At 73.8% G+C, this 16,715-nt stretch carries 13 protein-coding genes; 9 read left to right on the top strand and 4 right to left on the bottom strand.

The window, feature by feature from the left end; genetic code table 11:
• Positions 1-45 precede the first annotated feature (45 nt).
• Together proP and bcp are read right to left on the bottom strand one after the other, a co-directional pair.
• Entirely contained in the window at positions 46-1,545 is a 1,500-nt protein-coding gene (gene proP, locus ACSMXW_RS13465) for a glycine betaine/L-proline transporter ProP (RefSeq protein ID WP_485806451.1), read from the bottom strand.
• Between the two features lie 221 nt (positions 1,546-1,766).
• Entirely contained in the window at positions 1,767-2,234 is a 468-nt protein-coding gene (bcp, locus tag ACSMXW_RS13460; RefSeq protein ID WP_485806450.1) for a thioredoxin-dependent thiol peroxidase, read from the bottom strand.
• A gap of 216 nt (positions 2,235-2,450) precedes the next feature.
• Between bcp and ACSMXW_RS13455 the strand changes: the two genes are divergently transcribed.
• Positions 2,451-2,780, top strand: coding sequence for a DUF3618 domain-containing protein (locus tag ACSMXW_RS13455; RefSeq protein WP_485806448.1), 330 nt, complete (start codon positions 2,451-2,453; stop codon positions 2,778-2,780).
• Positions 2,781-2,981: 201 nt separating this feature from the next.
• Positions 2,982-3,326, top strand: a complete 345-nt coding sequence (locus ACSMXW_RS13450; protein WP_485807998.1) for a GroES family chaperonin — start codon at positions 2,982-2,984, stop codon at positions 3,324-3,326.
• An 81-nt stretch (positions 3,327-3,407) separates the two neighbouring features.
• Here ACSMXW_RS13450 and ACSMXW_RS13445 read toward each other — a convergent pair whose 3' ends face one another.
• Positions 3,408-6,026 carry a transglycosylase domain-containing protein gene (locus ACSMXW_RS13445; RefSeq protein WP_485806446.1) on the bottom strand — a complete coding sequence of 873 codons (2,619 nt, stop codon included), beginning with the start codon at positions 6,024-6,026 and terminating at the stop codon, positions 3,408-3,410.
• Between the two features lie 462 nt (positions 6,027-6,488).
• Here ACSMXW_RS13445 and ACSMXW_RS13440 point away from each other — a divergent pair, with 462 nt between their 5' ends.
• The 4 genes from ACSMXW_RS13440 to ACSMXW_RS13425 all read left to right on the top strand — a co-directional run bounded on the left by ACSMXW_RS13440 (position 6,489) and on the right by ACSMXW_RS13425 (position 10,386).
• On the top strand, positions 6,489-7,232 hold the full coding sequence (locus tag ACSMXW_RS13440) for an ABC transporter permease (RefSeq protein WP_485807996.1): 744 nt from the start codon (positions 6,489-6,491) through the stop codon (positions 7,230-7,232).
• Between the two features lie 13 nt (positions 7,233-7,245).
• Positions 7,246-8,133 (top strand): ABC transporter permease, encoded by an 888-nt coding sequence (locus ACSMXW_RS13435; protein WP_485806445.1) that lies wholly within the window; start codon positions 7,246-7,248, stop codon positions 8,131-8,133.
• 327 nt (positions 8,134-8,460) lie between these two features.
• A complete protein-coding gene (locus tag ACSMXW_RS13430; protein ID WP_485807994.1) occupies positions 8,461-9,480 on the top strand; it encodes an ABC transporter ATP-binding protein in 1,020 nt (339 codons plus the stop codon).
• A gap of 165 nt (positions 9,481-9,645) precedes the next feature.
• Positions 9,646-10,386, top strand: coding sequence for a DUF1707 SHOCT-like domain-containing protein (locus ACSMXW_RS13425; protein WP_485807993.1), 741 nt, complete (start codon positions 9,646-9,648; stop codon positions 10,384-10,386).
• Positions 10,387-10,587: 201 nt separating this feature from the next.
• On the opposite strand, the gene ACSMXW_RS13420 is transcribed toward ACSMXW_RS13425, so the two are convergent.
• Entirely contained in the window at positions 10,588-11,940 is a 1,353-nt protein-coding gene (locus ACSMXW_RS13420) for an SGNH/GDSL hydrolase family protein (protein ID WP_485806443.1), read from the bottom strand.
• Positions 11,941-12,164: 224 nt separating this feature from the next.
• Here ACSMXW_RS13420 and ACSMXW_RS13415 point away from each other — a divergent pair, with 224 nt between their 5' ends.
• From ACSMXW_RS13415 to ACSMXW_RS13405, 3 genes are all read left to right on the top strand, one after another.
• Positions 12,165-13,490 carry a DUF445 domain-containing protein gene (locus ACSMXW_RS13415; protein WP_485806442.1) on the top strand — a complete coding sequence of 442 codons (1,326 nt, stop codon included), beginning with the start codon at positions 12,165-12,167 and terminating at the stop codon, positions 13,488-13,490.
• A 148-nt stretch (positions 13,491-13,638) separates the two neighbouring features.
• Entirely contained in the window at positions 13,639-15,126 is a 1,488-nt protein-coding gene (locus ACSMXW_RS13410) for an MFS transporter (protein WP_485806440.1), read from the top strand.
• A gap of 192 nt (positions 15,127-15,318) precedes the next feature.
• Entirely contained in the window at positions 15,319-16,359 is a 1,041-nt protein-coding gene (locus ACSMXW_RS13405) for a GlxA family transcriptional regulator (RefSeq protein ID WP_485806438.1), read from the top strand.
• The last annotated feature ends 356 nt before the right edge of the window (positions 16,360-16,715 follow it).

The raw sequence follows: 16,715 nt of genomic DNA, 5'->3' as shown, positions 1-16,715 counted from the left end.
CGCCGCACAATACGGCGACCTCACCCCATGGAACACGGGTTCCCCTCAGAACCTGGGTTCCGGCGCCTGCGACTCGACCAGCCGCGCGGCCTCCTCCGGGGTCTCCACCGACGGAGGGGAGCCCTCCAGCGGCCGCTGCGCCGTCTCCTTCATGCAGGCCACCGAGATCACCCCGACCACCGCCGCCGCCACGGCGTAGTACGCGGGCATCATGTTGGTGCCCGCCCAGCTGATCAGCGCTGTGATCACGAGCGGTGTCGTGCCGCCGAAGACGGACACCGACAGGTTGTAGCCGATCGACAGCGAGCCGTACCGCACCTGGGTCGGGAAGAGCGCGGGCAGCGCCGCCGACATGGTGCCCAGCAGACAGACCAGGGAGAGCCCGAGGAGCAGCAGGCCGGCCGACACCGCCACCAGACCACCCAGCCTGACCAGCAGGAACGACGGCACCGAGAGCACCAGGAAGCCCAGCATCCCGGCCATCAGCAGCGGCTTCCTGCCGAACCGGTCGGAGAGCCTGCCGATCTGGTTGATGATCAGCATCATCAGGACCATGACGCACAGCAGGACCACCAGGCCGTCGATGGTGCCGTAGTGCAGCTCGTCCGTCAGGTACGTCGGCATGTACGACAGCAGTGCGTAGTCGGTGATGTTGTACGCGCCGACCAGGCAGATGCACAGGATCAGCGTGCGCCACTGGTTGCGGAAGATGTCCGCCAGCTCGCCCTTCGTGGTGGTCTCGACCCGGTTCGCCGCGTCGGCGATGGTGTGCGCGGAGTGCTCCTCCAGATTCTGGAAGGCAGGGGTTTCGTCCAGCCGCAGTCGCAGATAGAGGCCGATGACGCCGAGCGGCCCCGCGATCAGGAACGGGATACGCCACGCCCAGGCGTCGATCTGGCCCTGGCTGAGCACCGAGCTCAGGATGACCACGATCCCGGACGCGCCGACGTACCCGGACAGCGTGCCGAACTCCAGGAAGCTGCCGAACCAGCCGCGCCGCTTGTCCGGCGCGTACTCGGCGATGAACGTGGACGCCCCGCCGTACTCGCCGCCCGTGGAGAAGCCCTGGACCAGCCGGAAGAGGATGAGGAGCGCCGGGGACCAGAAGCCGATCGTGGCGTAGGACGGGATCAGGCCGATCGCGCAGGTGCCGACCGCCATCAGGATCATGGTGAGGGCGAGCACCTTCTTCCGGCCGACCTTGTCGCCCATCGGGCCGAAGACCATGCCGCCGATCGGCCGCACCAGGAAGGAGACCGCGAAGGTGGCGAAGGACGACAGCAGCTGGACCGTGTCGTTCCCGGACGGGAAGAAGACATGGCCGATGGTCACGGCCAGATAGCTGTAGATCCCGAAGTCGAACCACTCCATGGCGTTGCCGAGCGCGGCCGCCTTCACCGCCCTGCGTACCGCCGCCTCGTCCGTGACGGTGATGTCCGTGCGCCGCAGCGGGGGGTTCCTGCGGCGTCTGACGGCGCGGAACAGGGCCGGATGGCGCTTGACCGCCTCGGGGTCGGCCTCGTGGTCATGCCCGCTGACCGCCATGGCGCGGATCCCTCCTTCGTCCGGGGCACACGTCCATGGATCGCTTGCTCCAATACGGCCGCCGCAAACGAAATCCCCCATTGCGGGGGAGTTTCGTCACACTTTGGAGTGCGAAGGCAAAGGTGTGTACGGCCGGTGACCGAGGGGGCCGCTGATCGGTGGCCGGGGTGCCGGTCACCGGTGGCCGAGGTGTCAGTGACCGGTGGCCGGCGGCCCGGAGGTCAGAGGCCGAGGTCCTTGATGATCTTCGCCACGTGGCCGGTGGCCTTGACGTTGTACAGGGCCCGCTCGACCTTCCCCTCCTCGTCCACGAGGACGGTGGAGCGGATCACGCCCGTGACCGTCTTGCCGTAGAGCTTCTTCTCGCCGAAGGCGCCGTACTGCTCCAGGACGGACTTGTCCGGGTCGGCCAGCAGGGTGACCTTGAGCTGCTCCTTCTCGCGGAACCTGGCCAGCTTCTCCGGCCGGTCGGGGGAGATGCCGATCACGTCGTAGCCGGCGCCCGTGAGCAGGTCCAGGTTGTCGGTGAAGTCGCAGGCCTGCTTGGTGCAGCCTGGCGTCATCGCGGCCGGGTAGAAGTAGACGATCACCTTGCGGCCCCGGTGGTCGGCGAGGGAGACCTTGGTGCCGTCGGCGTCGGGGAGGGTGAAGGCGGGGGCGGTGTCGCCCGGCTGGAGGCGCTCGCTCATGGTCGTTCTCCTGGCTCCCCCGGCGGACGGGCGCTGGCCGCGCGCCGGGCGGGTGAAAGACGGGTGGTCCACGGGTGCCGTGGGCGGCTGACGGATACGAGCCTAACGAGCCCGCAGGGGGTGCCGTGCCGTCCTGGCCGCGGTGAGCTGACAGACTGTCGCCCTGACCCAGCACAGCCGGCGCCGGGCGCCGGATCGGACCACGGAGGCAGCGCGGTGTCGGAAGCGGCGGATACCAGGACCCCTGCGCAGATCGAGGCGGACATCAGGCGCCGCCGGGCGCGACTGGCCGAGGCGCTCGACGAGATCGGCGTCCGGGTGCATCCGAAGACGATCGCCGGGGACGCCAAGGCCAAGGTCGTCGAGGGTGTGGACCGGTCCCTGGGGCGTGCCTACGTGCGCGCGAACCGGCTGGTGACCGAGGTGCGCAGGCAGTTCGTCGACGACGAGGGCAGGCCCCGTCCGGAGCGGATCGTGCCGGCGGCGCTCGTGGCCGTCGGCGTGGTCGGGCTGCTGGTGGCCGGCTCCCGGCGGCGCGGGCGCTGAGGCCGGCGGCACCGGCCGCCGGGGTCGGTGCCGGGTGGCGCTGGGGCCGGTGCCGGGTGGCGCTGGGGCCGGTGCCGGGTGGCGCTGGGGCCGGTGCCGTGTGCTTGGGCACAAAGCGCACACCCACCGGCGCACGGGTGCCCCGCGGCCCGGTAGGTTCATGGCGTGAGCGCGAACAGCGAGAGGCACGCGGACAGCGAGATGGACCGTACCCCTGACCACCCCGACAAGCTGCCCATCCGGATGCTGCACGACCGAGTGCTGGTGCGGCAGGACACCACCGAGGGCGAGCGGCGCTCCGGCGGCGGGATCCTGATCCCGGCGACCGCCGCGGTGGGGCGCCGGCTGGCGTGGGCCGAGGTGGTCGCCGTGGGTCAGAACGTGCGGACGGTGGAGCCCGGGGACCGCGTTCTGTACGACCCCGAGGACCGTGCGGAGGTGGAGGTACGCGGGGTCGCGTACGTCCTGATGCGTGAGCGGGACCTGCACGCGGTGGCCGCGGACCGCTTCGAGGGCTCGCAGGACTCCACCGGCCTGTACCTCTGACGTCCGGGCCCGCACGGCAGGACACGGCCCGCGCCCCTGAGCGGGGGCGCAGCCCCGGTATGAGGCGCGCCCTCTCCGGGGCTACTCGAACGAGATCGTGAACGGGGGCCGGACCCGGGTCGGGTGGGTCCTGTGGGAGTGGCGGACCCGGTGGGAGTGGCGGACCCGGTGGGAGTGGTGGGCCGTGGGTCGTCGGGGTGCCGCGGTCCGGTGGTGGCGCGGCGCCGGGAAGGCCCGGCGGCGTGCCGTGTCCGGCAGCGAGCCGCCGAGACCCTGCGCTCCCGGCGGGACGACGCCCTGGTAGGGACCGAGGCCGCCCGGCGGCCCCTGGGCACCGGCGTCGCCGGGCGCCTGGACCTCGCCGCCGGGTTCCTCGCCGCCGGGGTCCTCGCCGGGCTGGTCCGGCTGCTGCTGGTCCGGATCCTCCGGCGCCGGCGACGCCGACTCCTCCGCCCCGGGCTGGAGCTGGAGGTCGAAGTCCTGCACCGGTTCCCGGTCGAGCGCCGCGCCGGTGAACGCCGCCCAGATCCGGGCCGGCAGCCCGCCGCCGTTGATGCGCGGCTCGCCCAGCGCCCCGTACAGCGAGGTGTGCGCGCCGGTGCGCGGGTCCTGGCCCATCACGGTGACCACGGTGGCCAGGTCGGGCGTGTAGCCGGCGAACCACGCCGCCTGGTCGTCCTCCGCGGTGCCCGTCTTGCCCGCCGCCGGCCGCCCCGCGGCCTGCGCCGCGGTGCCGGTGCCGCCGTCCACCACGCCCCGGAGCACGGCCGTGGTGGTGTCCGCGGCCTCCCGGCTCACCGCCTGGGTGGCGGCCCGCTCCGGCAGCGGGACGTTCCTGCCGTTCCGGGTGACCTTCTCCACCAGCGTCCACGGCACATGCCGGCCGTGGTTCGCGAGCGTGGCGTACGCGCCCGCCAGGTCGAGCGCGCTGGCGGTGGCCGTGCCCAGCGCGATGGCGGGCCCCTTGGGCATGTCATGGGTGTCCGCAGGCAGCCCGAGGCCGATCGCCGTCGACCGGACCCTGTCCGGGCCCACGTCCACGGCCAGCTGCGCGTAGACGGCGTTCACGGACTTGTCGGTGGCCTCGCGGACGCTGATGGGCCCGTAGTCGGTGTGGTCCTCGTTCTGCGGCGCGTAGGGGCGGCCCCGCCAGCCCTGCACCGGGCGCTGGTCGCGGCCGTCGTAGGTGGAGTTCGGGGTGATCGGACGGCCGTGCTGGTCCTGCGCGCCATGCTGGACGGCCGCCGCGAAGACGAACGGCTTGAACGCCGAGCCGACCTGGTAGTCCCGGCGGGTGGCGTTGTTGACGTACTGCTTGGTGTAGTCGACGCCCCCGTACATCGCGACGACCTTGCCGGTGCGCGGGTCCACGGCGGCGCCGCCCGCGCGCACGGTGCGGTCCACCCGGCGCGCCCGCTTGTCGAGCCGGGACAGCACCTGGTCGTCGACGGCCGCGGCGAAGGCGTCCTGCCGACGGCGCTGGAGCGTGGTGGTGATCCGGTAGCCGGTGCCGTTCCCGGCCATCACGTGGTGGCTCACGAGGTAGTCCTTCACGGCCTGCACCACATAGCCGCGCTGCCCGCCGAGGCCGCCCCCCGAGTGCGGCGACCGGGGCGTGGGGAAGACCGCACGGGCGCGCTGGGCGGGGGTCAGCCAGTGCTCCTTGGCCATCCCGTCGAGCACGTACCGCCAGCGTGAGAGCACCCGCGGCCGCATCTCCGGGTGCGCCACGACGTCGTAGGCGCTCGGCGCGTTCAGCAGGGTGGCGAGGTAGGCGCCCTGCGCGATGTCCAGGTCCCACACGTCGACCCCGTAGTAGGCCTGGGCGGCGGCCTGGATGCCGTAGGCGTTCCGGCCGAAGTAGCTGGTGTTCAGGTAGCCCTGAAGGATCTCCCGCTTGCTCTGCTCGCGGTCGAGCTTGATCGAGATGAAGAACTCCTTCACCTTCCGGGAGACCGTCTGGTCCTGGTCCAGGTAGTAGTTCTTGACGTACTGCTGGGTGATCGTCGAGCCGGACTGCTTGCCCTTGCCGGTGACCGTGTTCCAGGCGGCGCGGACCATCGCCTGCGGGTCGACGGCCGACTCGGCGTAGAAGTCCCGGTCCTCGGCCGCCAGCACGGCCCGCCGCACGTGCTTGGGGACGCTGTCCAGGGCGACGTTCTCGCGGTTGACGTCGCCGTCCCGGGCGAGCTGGGTGCCGTCCGCGTAGAGGAACACGTTGCTCTGCGCCGTCGCCGAGGCGTTCGCGGCGGGGATGTCGACGAGCAGGTAGCCGGCCATGAAGCTGCCGGCCACCACCAGGACCGCGCCGGCGCCGGAGAGCAGCAGCATCCGCCAGGTCGGCACGAGCCGGCGCAGCCCCTTGCGTTTCGGGCGCTTCCGGCGCTTCTCCTTGCCGCCGGCGCGCGCCACGGTGGCGCCGGTGCGGCCGGGGTCGCCCGGGTGGTGCGGCCCGCCGGGGTGGTGGGGGCGGCCGCCCCGGCCGCGCGGCCCGGTCGAGCCGCGCCGGCCGCGGCCGTGCGCGGAGCGGGCGCCGCGGCCCCTGCGCCAGCCGCCCGGCCGGCCGTCGCCCGGGCCGCCGGGCCCCGACGACCGGTGCAGGGCCCAGGCGGGGCGGAGCGGCCCGCCCAGGGGGCGGGCACCGATGGTCAGGCCGGACTTGCCGGGCTGCTGCGGCTCGTGCCGCGGCTCGTCGATCATGTCTCGTGGACTCCCGATTCGCGCCCGGATACCTCTAGGGCTCAACCGGACTCCGCTATGGGCTTAATACGCCTCATGCCTCCTATGCACTACTTGCACACTTTCGCACTTCCTGATGGTCGCTCCGCGGCGTGGCGCGCGCCGCGCCCGGAAAATCTGTGGCAGCGCCCCGCCCGGGCCCGTAAGCTCCTGCGTTCGGCTGTGCCGGACACCCGGAAGGGGCACGTCCGGACGCCGGCCGGAGAGCGGGACGACCTGCCGGAGGCAGGGCCGGGCGGGGCGAGCACAAGGGGCCGGCCGCGGAGCCGGCCGGGACCGGCGGCCGGCTCCGCGGCCGGGACGGCGGCCGGGACGACGGACGCCGGCAGGAGACCGGGACAGGGAGAGGACGCCGTGGTGCGCACCGGACGGCTGTACGCGCTGGTCGCGGTGAACGGATTCCGGCGCCACGCCACCTACCGCATGGCCACCGCCGCCGGTGTCTTCACGAACACCGTCTTCGGCGTGATCCTCGCCTGCACCTACCTCGCCCTCTGGCAGCAGAAGCCGCACCTCGGCGGCTACGACCAGGCGCAGGCGCTGACCTACGTCTGGCTGGGCCAGGGCCTGCACATGGCCGTGGCGGCCATGGGCGGCGGCTTCGAGGACGAACTGATCGAGCGGATCCGCACCGGCGACATCGCCATCGACCTCTACCGCCCCGCCGACCTCCAGGCCTGGTGGCTGGCGGGCGACGCGGGCCGGGCGGCGTTCCACCTGCTGGGCCGGGGGGTGGTGCCGGTGGCCGTGGGCGCGCTGCTCTTCGACCTCGCGCTGCCGCACGACCCGGTGCGCTGGCTGGCCTTCCTGCTGGCCGTCGCGCTCGGCGTCACCGTCAGCTTCGCCATCCGCTTCCTCGTCGCGCTCTCCGCGTTCTGGCTGCTTGACGGCGCCGGGGTGGCCCAGATGTCCTGGCTGGCCGGGATGTTCTTCTCCGGGATGCTGCTGCCGCTGAACGTCTTCCCCGGTGCGCTGGGCGAGGTGGCGCGGGCGCTGCCGTGGTCCGCGCTGCTCCAGGTCCCCGCGGACGTCCTGCTGGGCGAGCGCACCGGCCGGGCGCTGCTCACCACGTACGCGTTCCAGGCGGGCTGGGCGGTGGCGCTGCTCGCGGTGGGCCGGCTGCTGCAGTCGGTCGCGACGCGGCGGGTGGTGGTCCAGGGTGGCTGACCGTACCGTCGCGGTGCATGACGCAGCCGGTGCCCCGGGCGGCGGCCCGCGCGCCGCCCCGCCGGGCGCGGACGGTCCCGAGCGGCGCCGCGACCGCCTCGCGCACGGCCTGCGGTGCTACGGGCTGATCGCCGGCATGTGGATCCGCTCCACGCTCGCCTACCGCGCCTCCTTCGCGATGACGGCCTTCGGCAACTTCGCCGCGACGGCGCTGGACTTCGCCGCGATCCTGGTGATGTTCTCCCGGGTGCACGCGCTCGGCGGCTACACGCTGCAGGAGGTCGCGCTGCTGTACGGCACCGCGGGCACCGCGTTCGGCCTGGCCGATCTGGCGATGGGCTCGACGGAGCGGCTGGGCCGGCGGGTGCGGGACGGCACGCTGGACGTCCTGCTGGTGCGCCCGGCGCCGGTGCTCGCGCAGGTCGCCGCCGACCGGTTCGCGCTGCGCCGCCTCGGCCGCATCGTCCAGGGCGGCCTGGTGCTCGGCTACGGCCTCGCCGCCGCCCCGATCGCCTGGACTCCGCAGAAGGTGCTGCTGGTGCCGTTGATGCTGGTCAGCGGCGGGGCCCTGTTCTCGGCGGTGTTCGTGGCGGGCGCCGCCTTCCAGTTCGTCGCGCAGGACGCCGCCGAGGTGCAGAACTCCCTCACCTACGGCGGCACGACCCTGCTCCAGTACCCGCCGACCGTGTTCGCCAGGGACCTGGTGCGCGGGGTGACGTTCATCGTGCCGCTGGCCTTCGTGAACTGGCTGCCCGTGCTCCACCTCCTGGGCCGCCCCTACCCGCTCCACCTTCCGCAGTGGCTGGCCTGGGCGCCGCCGCTGGTCGCCCTGGCCTGCTGTGCGCTGGCGGGCGCGGCATGGCGGGTGGGCCTCCGCTCGTACCGCGGTACCGGGAGCTGAACCGTGTCCGACACCGTGCCCGACCGTGCAGACGGCGCTGATCGCGCTGATCGCGCAGACCGAGCCGACCGTGCAGACCAGGCCGAGCGAGCCGACCACGCGGAACGGGCCGACCGGTCCGAGCGAGAGGACCGGGCCGACCGGTTCGAACGAGCCGACCATGCAGACGGAGCCGGGCGAGCCGACCACGCGGACCGCGTGGGCTCCCCGCCCCCCGCGGACTCCGCGGACTCCCCGCCCCCCGCGGACTCCGCGGCCCCCGCGTCCTCTGCGGGCGAGCCGGCCCCCGCCCGCACCCCGGCCGCACGGGAGCCGGCCGCCTCCGGGGTGCCGACTGCTCCCGCCGCGCCCACCGGCCCGTTCGCCACCGATCCCTTCATCTCGCTCGACTCCGTCGAGAAGGTCTTCGAGGTGCGTCGCAGGACCGGTCTGCTGAGGCGCGAGAAGCACCGGGTACGGGCCGTGGACGCGCTCTCCTTCACCGTCGGCCGCGGCGAGATGGTCGGCTACATCGGGCCGAACGGCGCCGGCAAGTCCACCACGATCAAGATGCTGACCGGCATCCTCACCCCCAGCGGCGGCCGGCTCAGGGTCGCCGGGATCGACCCGGCACGCGAGCGCACCCGGCTCGCCCGCCGGATCGGGGTGGTCTTCGGGCAGCGCACCACCCTCTGGTGGGACCTGCCGCTCGTCGACTCCTACCGGCTGATGCGCCGCATGTACCGCATCCCCGACGCGCAGTACCGCGCCAACCTGGACCGCTGCGTGGAACTGCTGGAGCTGGCCGACCTGCTGGACGTGCCGGTGCGCCAGCTGTCGCTGGGCCAGCGGATGCGCGGCGACATCGCCGCCGCCCTGCTGCACGACCCCGACGTGCTCTACCTGGACGAGCCGACCATCGGGCTGGACGTGGTCTCCAAGGCGCGGGTGCGGGAGTTCCTGCGCGACCTCAACGCCGAGCGCGGCACCACCGTGCTGCTCACCACCCACGACCTCACCGACATCGAGCAGCTCTGCCGCCGGGTGATGGTCATCGACCACGGTCGGCTGATGTACGACGGGCCGCTCACCGGGCTGCACGAGGTCGGCGCGAGCGAGCGCACCCTCGTCGTGGACCTGGAGCGCGAGATGCCGCCCATCGACACCGACGGCGTCGCCCGGGTGGTGCGCACCGACGGACCCCGCCAGTGGCTGGCGTTCCCCGCCGACCGGTCGGCCGCCCCGCTGGTGGCCCGGATCGCCGCCGCCTACCCCCTGGTGGACCTCTCCGTACGGGAGCCCGACATCGAGGCCGTCATCGCAAAGATGTACGCGGGGCAGGCGACCGGGCGGCCCGCCACCTCGTAGGCTGATCGCATGACGGATGCTGTGCCGCCCGGGGGAGCGCCCGGGGAGCCCGGGGGAACGCCGGGCGGGCCGGGGGGAGCACCCGGGGAGCCGGGGGGAACGCCACGGGACGGGACGCCCCGCTCCCCGGCGGTGAGTGACGCCGGTCCGGTGGCGCCCCACGAGCTGCGTGCCTCGGACGCCGACCGTGAACGGGTCGCCGAGCAGCTCAGGGACGCGATGGCCGAGGGCCGGCTCGACATGGCGGAGTTCCAGGAGCGGCTGGAGGCCGCCTACCGCGCCAGGACCTACGGCGAGCTGGCCCCGATCACCCGTGACCTGCCCGCGGCGGGCGCCACGGGCGCCACGGGTGCCACCGTCGCGCCGGTCTCCATGACCAAGCCGGCCGCGGTCTCCGACGGCGCGGGCTGGCCCGCGCGGATCGGCGGTGCGCCCACCTCGTCCGGGGCGTTCGCGTTCTGGGGCGGCTTCGTCCGCCGGGGCCGGTGGACCGTCTCCCGGGTCTTCACGGCGTTCGCGATGTGGGGCGGGGGAGAGATCGACCTGCGGGACGCGTCGTTTGAGGACCGCGAGACCGTCATCCGGTGCTTCGCGATCATGGGCGGGATGCAGGTGACGGTGCCGCCCGGCCTCAATGTGGAGGTCTCCGGCGTCGGCGTCATGGGCGGCTTCGGCGACCACGGCCACGTGGACGGCGACCCGGCGGCGCCCCGGGTGCGGGTCACCGGGTTCGCGCTGCTGGGGGGCGTGGGCGTGGAGCGGAAGGTGAGCCGCGCGGAGAAGGTGCGGCTCCGCGAGGAGCGGCACCGCGGCGAGCTGGAGGCTCGCCGCGAGCGGCACCGGGAGCGGCGGCGCGAGGTCCGCGAGGCCCGCTCCGAGCGGCGCACGGGGCGCCGGTACCGCTGACTGTCCGGCCGCCCCGGTGCCGATCCGGCGGTCCCGTCATGACTTGTCGCGCAGTTCCCCGCGCCCCTTCACCGTCCCGAAGGGGCAGTTCCCGTCGGATCCGGACCGCCGGCCGGTGGGTGCTGGTCGCGCGGTTCCCCGCGCCCCTTCAGGTGGGCCGGGGCGGCCCGGCCGTGGGCTGCAGCCCGGCGGGGGCGCGGGTCACAGCGAAGCTGCCGCCGCGGCCTTCAGGTCGGCGAGGTTGAAGGAGTACGCCATCTTCCGGTACCCCGCGTCGCTGGGGTGGAGGTGGTCGCCGGAGTCGTACTCCGGGCGGAGCCGGTGCGGGTCGTACGGGTCGCGGAGGGCGCTGTCGAAGTCGACCACCGCGTCGAAGACCCGGCCCGAGCGGATCTGCTGATTGACCGTCTCCCGGATGACCTCCAGCCGCTGCCGGGCCCCGGGGTGCCCCCCGAACGGCATCAGCGTCGCACCCACCACCCGCAGCCCGCGCCCGTGCGCCTGCCGGACCAGCTCGCGCAGGCCCTCGACGATGCGGTCGGCGTTCGCGTGCCGCTGGTCGCGCAGGATGTCGTTGACGCCGAGGGCGATCACGACCGCCTTCACGCCCGTCCGGCTCAGCGCGTCGCGCTGGAAGCGGGCGAGCCCGCTCGGGTTCCCCGGCGGCCGCCCGGCGCCGTCGGCCAGGATGCGGTTGCCGCTGATGCCCTCGTTCGCGACGGCGTAGCGGGGCGCGCCGGTCTCCGTGCGGAGCCGGTCCGCGAGGATGTCGGTCCAGCGGTGGTTGGCGCCGGTGGTGGAGGTGATGCCGTCGGTGATCGAGTCGCCGATGACGACCACGGTGCCGTCCGCGTCGTTGCTCAGCACGTCGAGCGCCGTCAGGTAGCGCCAGTACGGGCTCTGCTGGGTGTAGGAGGTGCCGCTGGTGTCCTCGGTGCGGTCGCCGTCGGCCAGGTACGAGATCTGGCGGGCGTGCGCGTGGTACGTCACCGGGCCCGACGGCGTCGGCGAGTACGTGCTGACCAGCAGGTCGGAGCCGGGTGGCACCCGCAGCCGCACCGCGTCGCTGAGCGTCTGACCGCCGGCCGGGATCACCACCGACGGGGCGCCGCCGAACGTCAGCCTGCGCAGCGTCCCGAACGCGGCCGCCGCGGTGTTGGGCGCGGCGGCTATCGCCAGCGAGGCGTGCGTGATGGTGAGCGGATCCTGCCCGAACAGGTTCGACAGGGTGATCCTCGCGCTGGTGCCGCCGGCGCTGGTGTGCACCACGTTGCGCACCGAGTGGCCCGCGTAGCCGGAGAGCTCGGTGCCCGGCTCCGCGCCGCTGGGCGCCGTGGACCAGGCGGAGACCCAGGTGCCCGCGGAGGCGGGCGCGGCGGCGCCCCGCGAGGAGCGGGAGCCCGCCAGGGTGTCCCGGGCATCGTCGCCGCCGCCGGACACACCGGCGTATATGGCCATCGAGACGACGACGATCACGGCGACGAGCGCGGCGAGCAGCGCGCCGGGTCTGGCGGGGGACAACAGCCCCTGGCCGCCGTCGTGACGCTTGGTCATGCGGTCTTGGTCTCCTCGGACAAGGGGAGCCCGAGGCTCCGATGTCATGCGCCCCCATGATGGGCCATGGAGGGAGGGAGGCACCGTACGGCCCCCCGCCGAGGAAGACGACGGGAACTTGCGGCGCGTTCCAGGAGTCCGTCAAGGAGTGGGCCGAACCACAATGTGACGAAGGCCCATGGGAACCCGCGCCGCGAAGGCGCAGCTCACCGGACGGGGCGAGGATGAATCGGCAAGGGGCACAGCGGGCGGACGGGCGCGGGGCGGCGGTCCGCGCGCCGGCGACCCCGTCCGCGTACAGCGCGGCAGACCGCGAGCGGCGCCGCGGCGTGCGCCGGATGAAGGCGACGGCGGCGGGCCTGCTGCTGCTCGTCGCGATCGCGTACGTGCTGGCGAAGTGGGCGCAGAACGCCGGGGCGGGCGCCTGGGCCGGGTATGTCGCGGCGGCCTGCGAGGCGGGCATGGTCGGTGCGCTCGCCGACTGGTTCGCGGTCACCGCCCTCTTCCGCCGCCCGCTCGGCCTGCCCATTCCGCACACGGCCATCATCCCCACCAAGAAGGACCAGCTCGGCGTCTCGCTGGGGGAGTTCGTGGGGGAGAACTTCCTCTCGTCCGAGGTGGTCAGGGCCCGGCTGCACGCGGTCGGCATCTCCGGCCGGCTCGGCGCCTGGCTGGCCGAGCCCGCGCACGCCGACCGGGTCACGGCCGAGCTGGCCACCGCCCTGCGCGGCGCCCTCACCGTGCTGCGGGACTCCGATGTGCAGGCCGTGGTGGGTGAGGCGATCACCCGGCGGGCCGACGCCCAGGAGATCGGCCCCGGCATCGGCAAGCTGCTGGAGCGGATCGTCGCCGACCGCGGCCACACCCGCGTCGTCGACCTCGTCATCACGCGTGCGCACGACTGGCTGGTGCTGCACGGCGACTCCGTCATGGACGCCGTCCAGGGCGGCGCGCCCGGCTGGACGCCGCGGTTCGTGGACCGCCGGGTCGGCGAGCGGGTCTACCGCGAGCTGCTCCGGTTCGTCACGGAGATGCGGGACATGCCCGAGCACCCGGCCCGCGGCGCCCTGGACCGCTTCCTGCGCGACTTCGCCTCCGACCTCCAGGCCGACACGGACACCCGGGCGCGGGTGGAGCGCCTCAAGGGCGAGGTGCTGGCCCGCCCCGAGGTGCAGGACCTGATCGCGTCCGCGTGGGGCGCGGTGCGCGGCATGATCGTCACCGCCGCCGAGGACGAGCGGAGCGAGCTGCGGCTGCGGGTGCGCGCCTCGCTGCTGTCGCTGGGCACCCGGATGACGGCGGACGCCCGGCTGCGGGAGAAGGTGGACGGCTGGGTGGAGGGCGCCGCGGTGTATGTGGTGACCACCTACCAGGACGAGATCACCGCTCTCATCACGGACACGGTGGCCGGCTGGGACGCCGCCCAGACCACCCGCAAGATCGAGGCCCACATCGGCCGCGACCTGCAGTTCATCCGGATCAACGGCACGGTGGTGGGCTCCCTGGCGGGCCTGGCGATCTACACGGTGTCGCGGGCGGTGGGGGGATAGCCCTTCGGCCGCTCCCTTCGGGCCGCTTCCTTGGGAGGCACCCCGGAACCCTCCTGAACCCCACTCCAATGGGCACGTGAGAAACGGCGGCGAGCGGGCACACGCACCCACACCCGTACCCGAGGGGGCCCGTCCGAAGGAGGGGACCGTGTCCGACTCAGCCTCCAGCTCCGGACAGACCGGCGTGGTGACCACCGCCGTCCCCGCCCGCCTGGACCGGCTGCCCTGGTCACGCTGGCACTGGATGATCGTCGTCGGCCTGGGCACCGTGTGGATCCTCGACGGCCTGGAAGTCACCGTCGTCGGCAACATCGCCGGCCGGCTCGCCGAGCCCGGCAGCGGCCTCGCCATCACCTCCGGCCAGATCACCGGTGTCGCGGCCGCGCTCTACGTGGCGGGCGCCTGTGTGGGCGCCCTGTTCTTCGGCCACCTCACCGACCGGTTCGGCCGGAAGCGGCTCTTCATGGTGACGCTGGTGGTCTACCTGTCGGCCACCGCGCTGACCGGCGTCTCCTTCCAGTCCTGGTGGTTCTTCGTCTTCCGCTTCATCACGGGCCTCGGCATCGGGGGTGAGTACGCGGCCATCAACTCGGCGATCGACGAGCTGATCCCCTCGGAGTACCGCGGCCGGGTCGACCTGGTCATCAACGGCAGCTTCTGGCTGGGCGCGATCGGCGGGTCGCTGCTGTCCATCCTGATGCTGGACACCGACATCTTCGCCAGGAACGTCGGCTGGCGGCTCACCTTCGCGCTGGGCGTGCTGCTCGGCCTGGTGGTGCTGCTGGTACGGCGGAACGTGCCCGAGAGCCCCCGCTGGCTGATCATCCACGGCCGGGAGCACGAGGCGGAGCGGCTGGTGGACTCCGTGGAGCGGCGCGTGACGGCGGAGGCGGGGCGTCGGCTGCCGCCCCCGGCGAGCGAGATCACCATCCACCAGCGGAAGTCCATCGGCTTCCTGGAGATCGCCCGCACCCTCTTCGCGTCCTACCGCAGGCGCAGCGTGCTCGGCTTCGCGCTCTTCGTGGGACAGGCGTTCCTGTACAACGCGATCACGTTCGGCTTCGGGGCGATCCTGACCACGTTCTTCGACGTGCCGAGCGGGGACACCGGCTACTACTTCGCGGTGATCGCCGCGGGCAACCTGCTGGGGCCGCTGCTGCTCGGGCGGCTCTTCGACACCGTCGGCCGGCGCGTCATGATCTCCTCCACGTACCTGCTCTCCGGGGTGCTCCTCTTCGGCACGGCGGCGCTCTTCGACAGCGGGGCGCTGAGCGCGGTGTCGCTGACCGCGTGCTGGTGCGTGGTGCTGTTCTTCGCGTCGGCCGGGGCGGGCAGTGCGTACCTGACCGTCTCGGAGATCTTCCCGATGGAGACCCGGGCACTGGCCATCGCCTTCTTCTACGCCATCGGCACCGCCGCGGGCGGCATCACGGGCCCGCTCGTCTTCGCCGACCTGACGGGCAGCGGGAAGGTGGGCGACACCGTGCTCGCGTTCCAGATCGGTGCGGCGCTGATGTGTGCGGCGGGGGTGGTGGCGGCGGTCTTCGCGGTCCGTGCGGAGCGGCGTTCCCTGGAGTCCATCGCCACGCCGCTCACGGCCGCGGCGCCGGCGGCGAAGTCGGCCTCCACGCGGTAGGGGGCGCCCCTTGGCGGGGTGCTGTGGGTGTTGGGGCGGCCCGGCTGACCCGGGGGCGCGGGGAACTGCGCGACGGGCCACGACGAGACCGTCGGGTCGTCACCGTCCGAGAGGGGCTGTTGGGGCCGTGTCCGGGCCGCCGGCCGGTGCGCGATCGGGTGGCCGGATATTGGTGTGTGTGAGGATTGGGCCATGAGTGGGCTCTCGGGCGTGCCCCGGCACAGGGTCGCCGTCCTGGTACGGGACGGCGTGCTGCCGATGGAGCTGGGCCTCGTCCACCAGCTCTTCCGCGTCGCCCGCACCACCACCCCGGACCACACCGGCGCCCCACCCGCAGGTCAGCCCCTGTACGAGGTGCTGACCTGCGCCCTCACCCCCGGTCCCGTCCGCACCGACGCCGACTTCCCCATACACGCCCCGCACGGCGCATCCCTGCTGGCCACCGCGGACACCGTGATCGTGCCCGCCTCGCACGAGCAGGACGAGTCGCTGACCGCCACGGCCGGCCTGCCCGCCCCGCTCGCCGCCGCGCTGGCGGCCCTGCCGCCCACCACCCGGATCGCGTCCATCTGCACGGGCGCGTTCGTGCTGGCGGCGGCCGGCCTCCTGGACGGCCGGCGGGCCACGACGCACTGGCAGTCCGCGGACCTGTTCGCACGGGCCTTCCCCGCCGTGGTCACCGACCCGGACGTCCTCTACGTGGCGGAGGGCAGGGTCCTGACCTCGGCGGGCGAGGCGGCCGGCATCGACCTGTGCCTCCACATGATCCGCGGCGACCACGGCGCCGCGGTCGCCGCGGACGTGGCGCGGCGCTGTGTCGTGCCGCCGCACCGGGAGGGCGGCCAGGCCCAGTACATCCGGCGGCCGGTGGCGCAGGACGGCGCGTCCTCCACGTCCGCGTCCCGCGCCTGGGCGCTGCGGCGCCTCGGCGAGCGGCTCACGCTGGCCGATCTCGCGGCCCACGAGGCGATGAGCGTGCGCACCTACAGCCGCCGTTTCCGCGCGGAGACCGGCCTCACGCCCGTCCAGTGGCTGACGCAGCGCCGCCTGGACCGGGCCAGGCAACTGCTGGAGGAGACCGACCACACGGTGGACCGGATCGCGGCCGAGGCGGGCTTCGGCACCGGCGCGTCGCTGCGGCAGCACTTCCACGCGGCGCTGGGCGTCTCCCCGGGTGCGTACCGGACGACGTTCCGGGGGACCCGTACCTCCCGGGATCCGTCGCGCCGGTGATCCCGCGGCGGCGGATCCGGGTCCGCCGGTCCGCCGGGTCCCCCGGTTCACCGGGTCCACCGGGCCCGCCGGTCCGCCGGTCCACCGGATCCGCCGGTCCACCGGGCCCCCCGGTTCACCGGGCCCGCCGGGCCCGACGGCCCACCGGACACGCCGGGACCCGGCCCGCAATCCGCCGGTGCCCGCCGCCGGCCCACCGCACTGGAGGTGCCCGCCCGATGCGCCCACCGTGTTCCGCAGCCGCTACCGCGGTCGTCCCCGTAGCCGCTGCCGCTGCCGCAGCCGCTGCGGCAGCCGTTACCGCGGTCGTCACCGCGGTCGTCACCGCGGTCGCGGCCCCGCGCCCGTCCGTGTCC

This window comes from Streptomyces sp. DSM 116793 (assembly GCF_057320905.1).
Note: the sequence above shows the minus strand (reverse complement) of the source record. Positions and strands in the feature narration are given on the sequence as shown.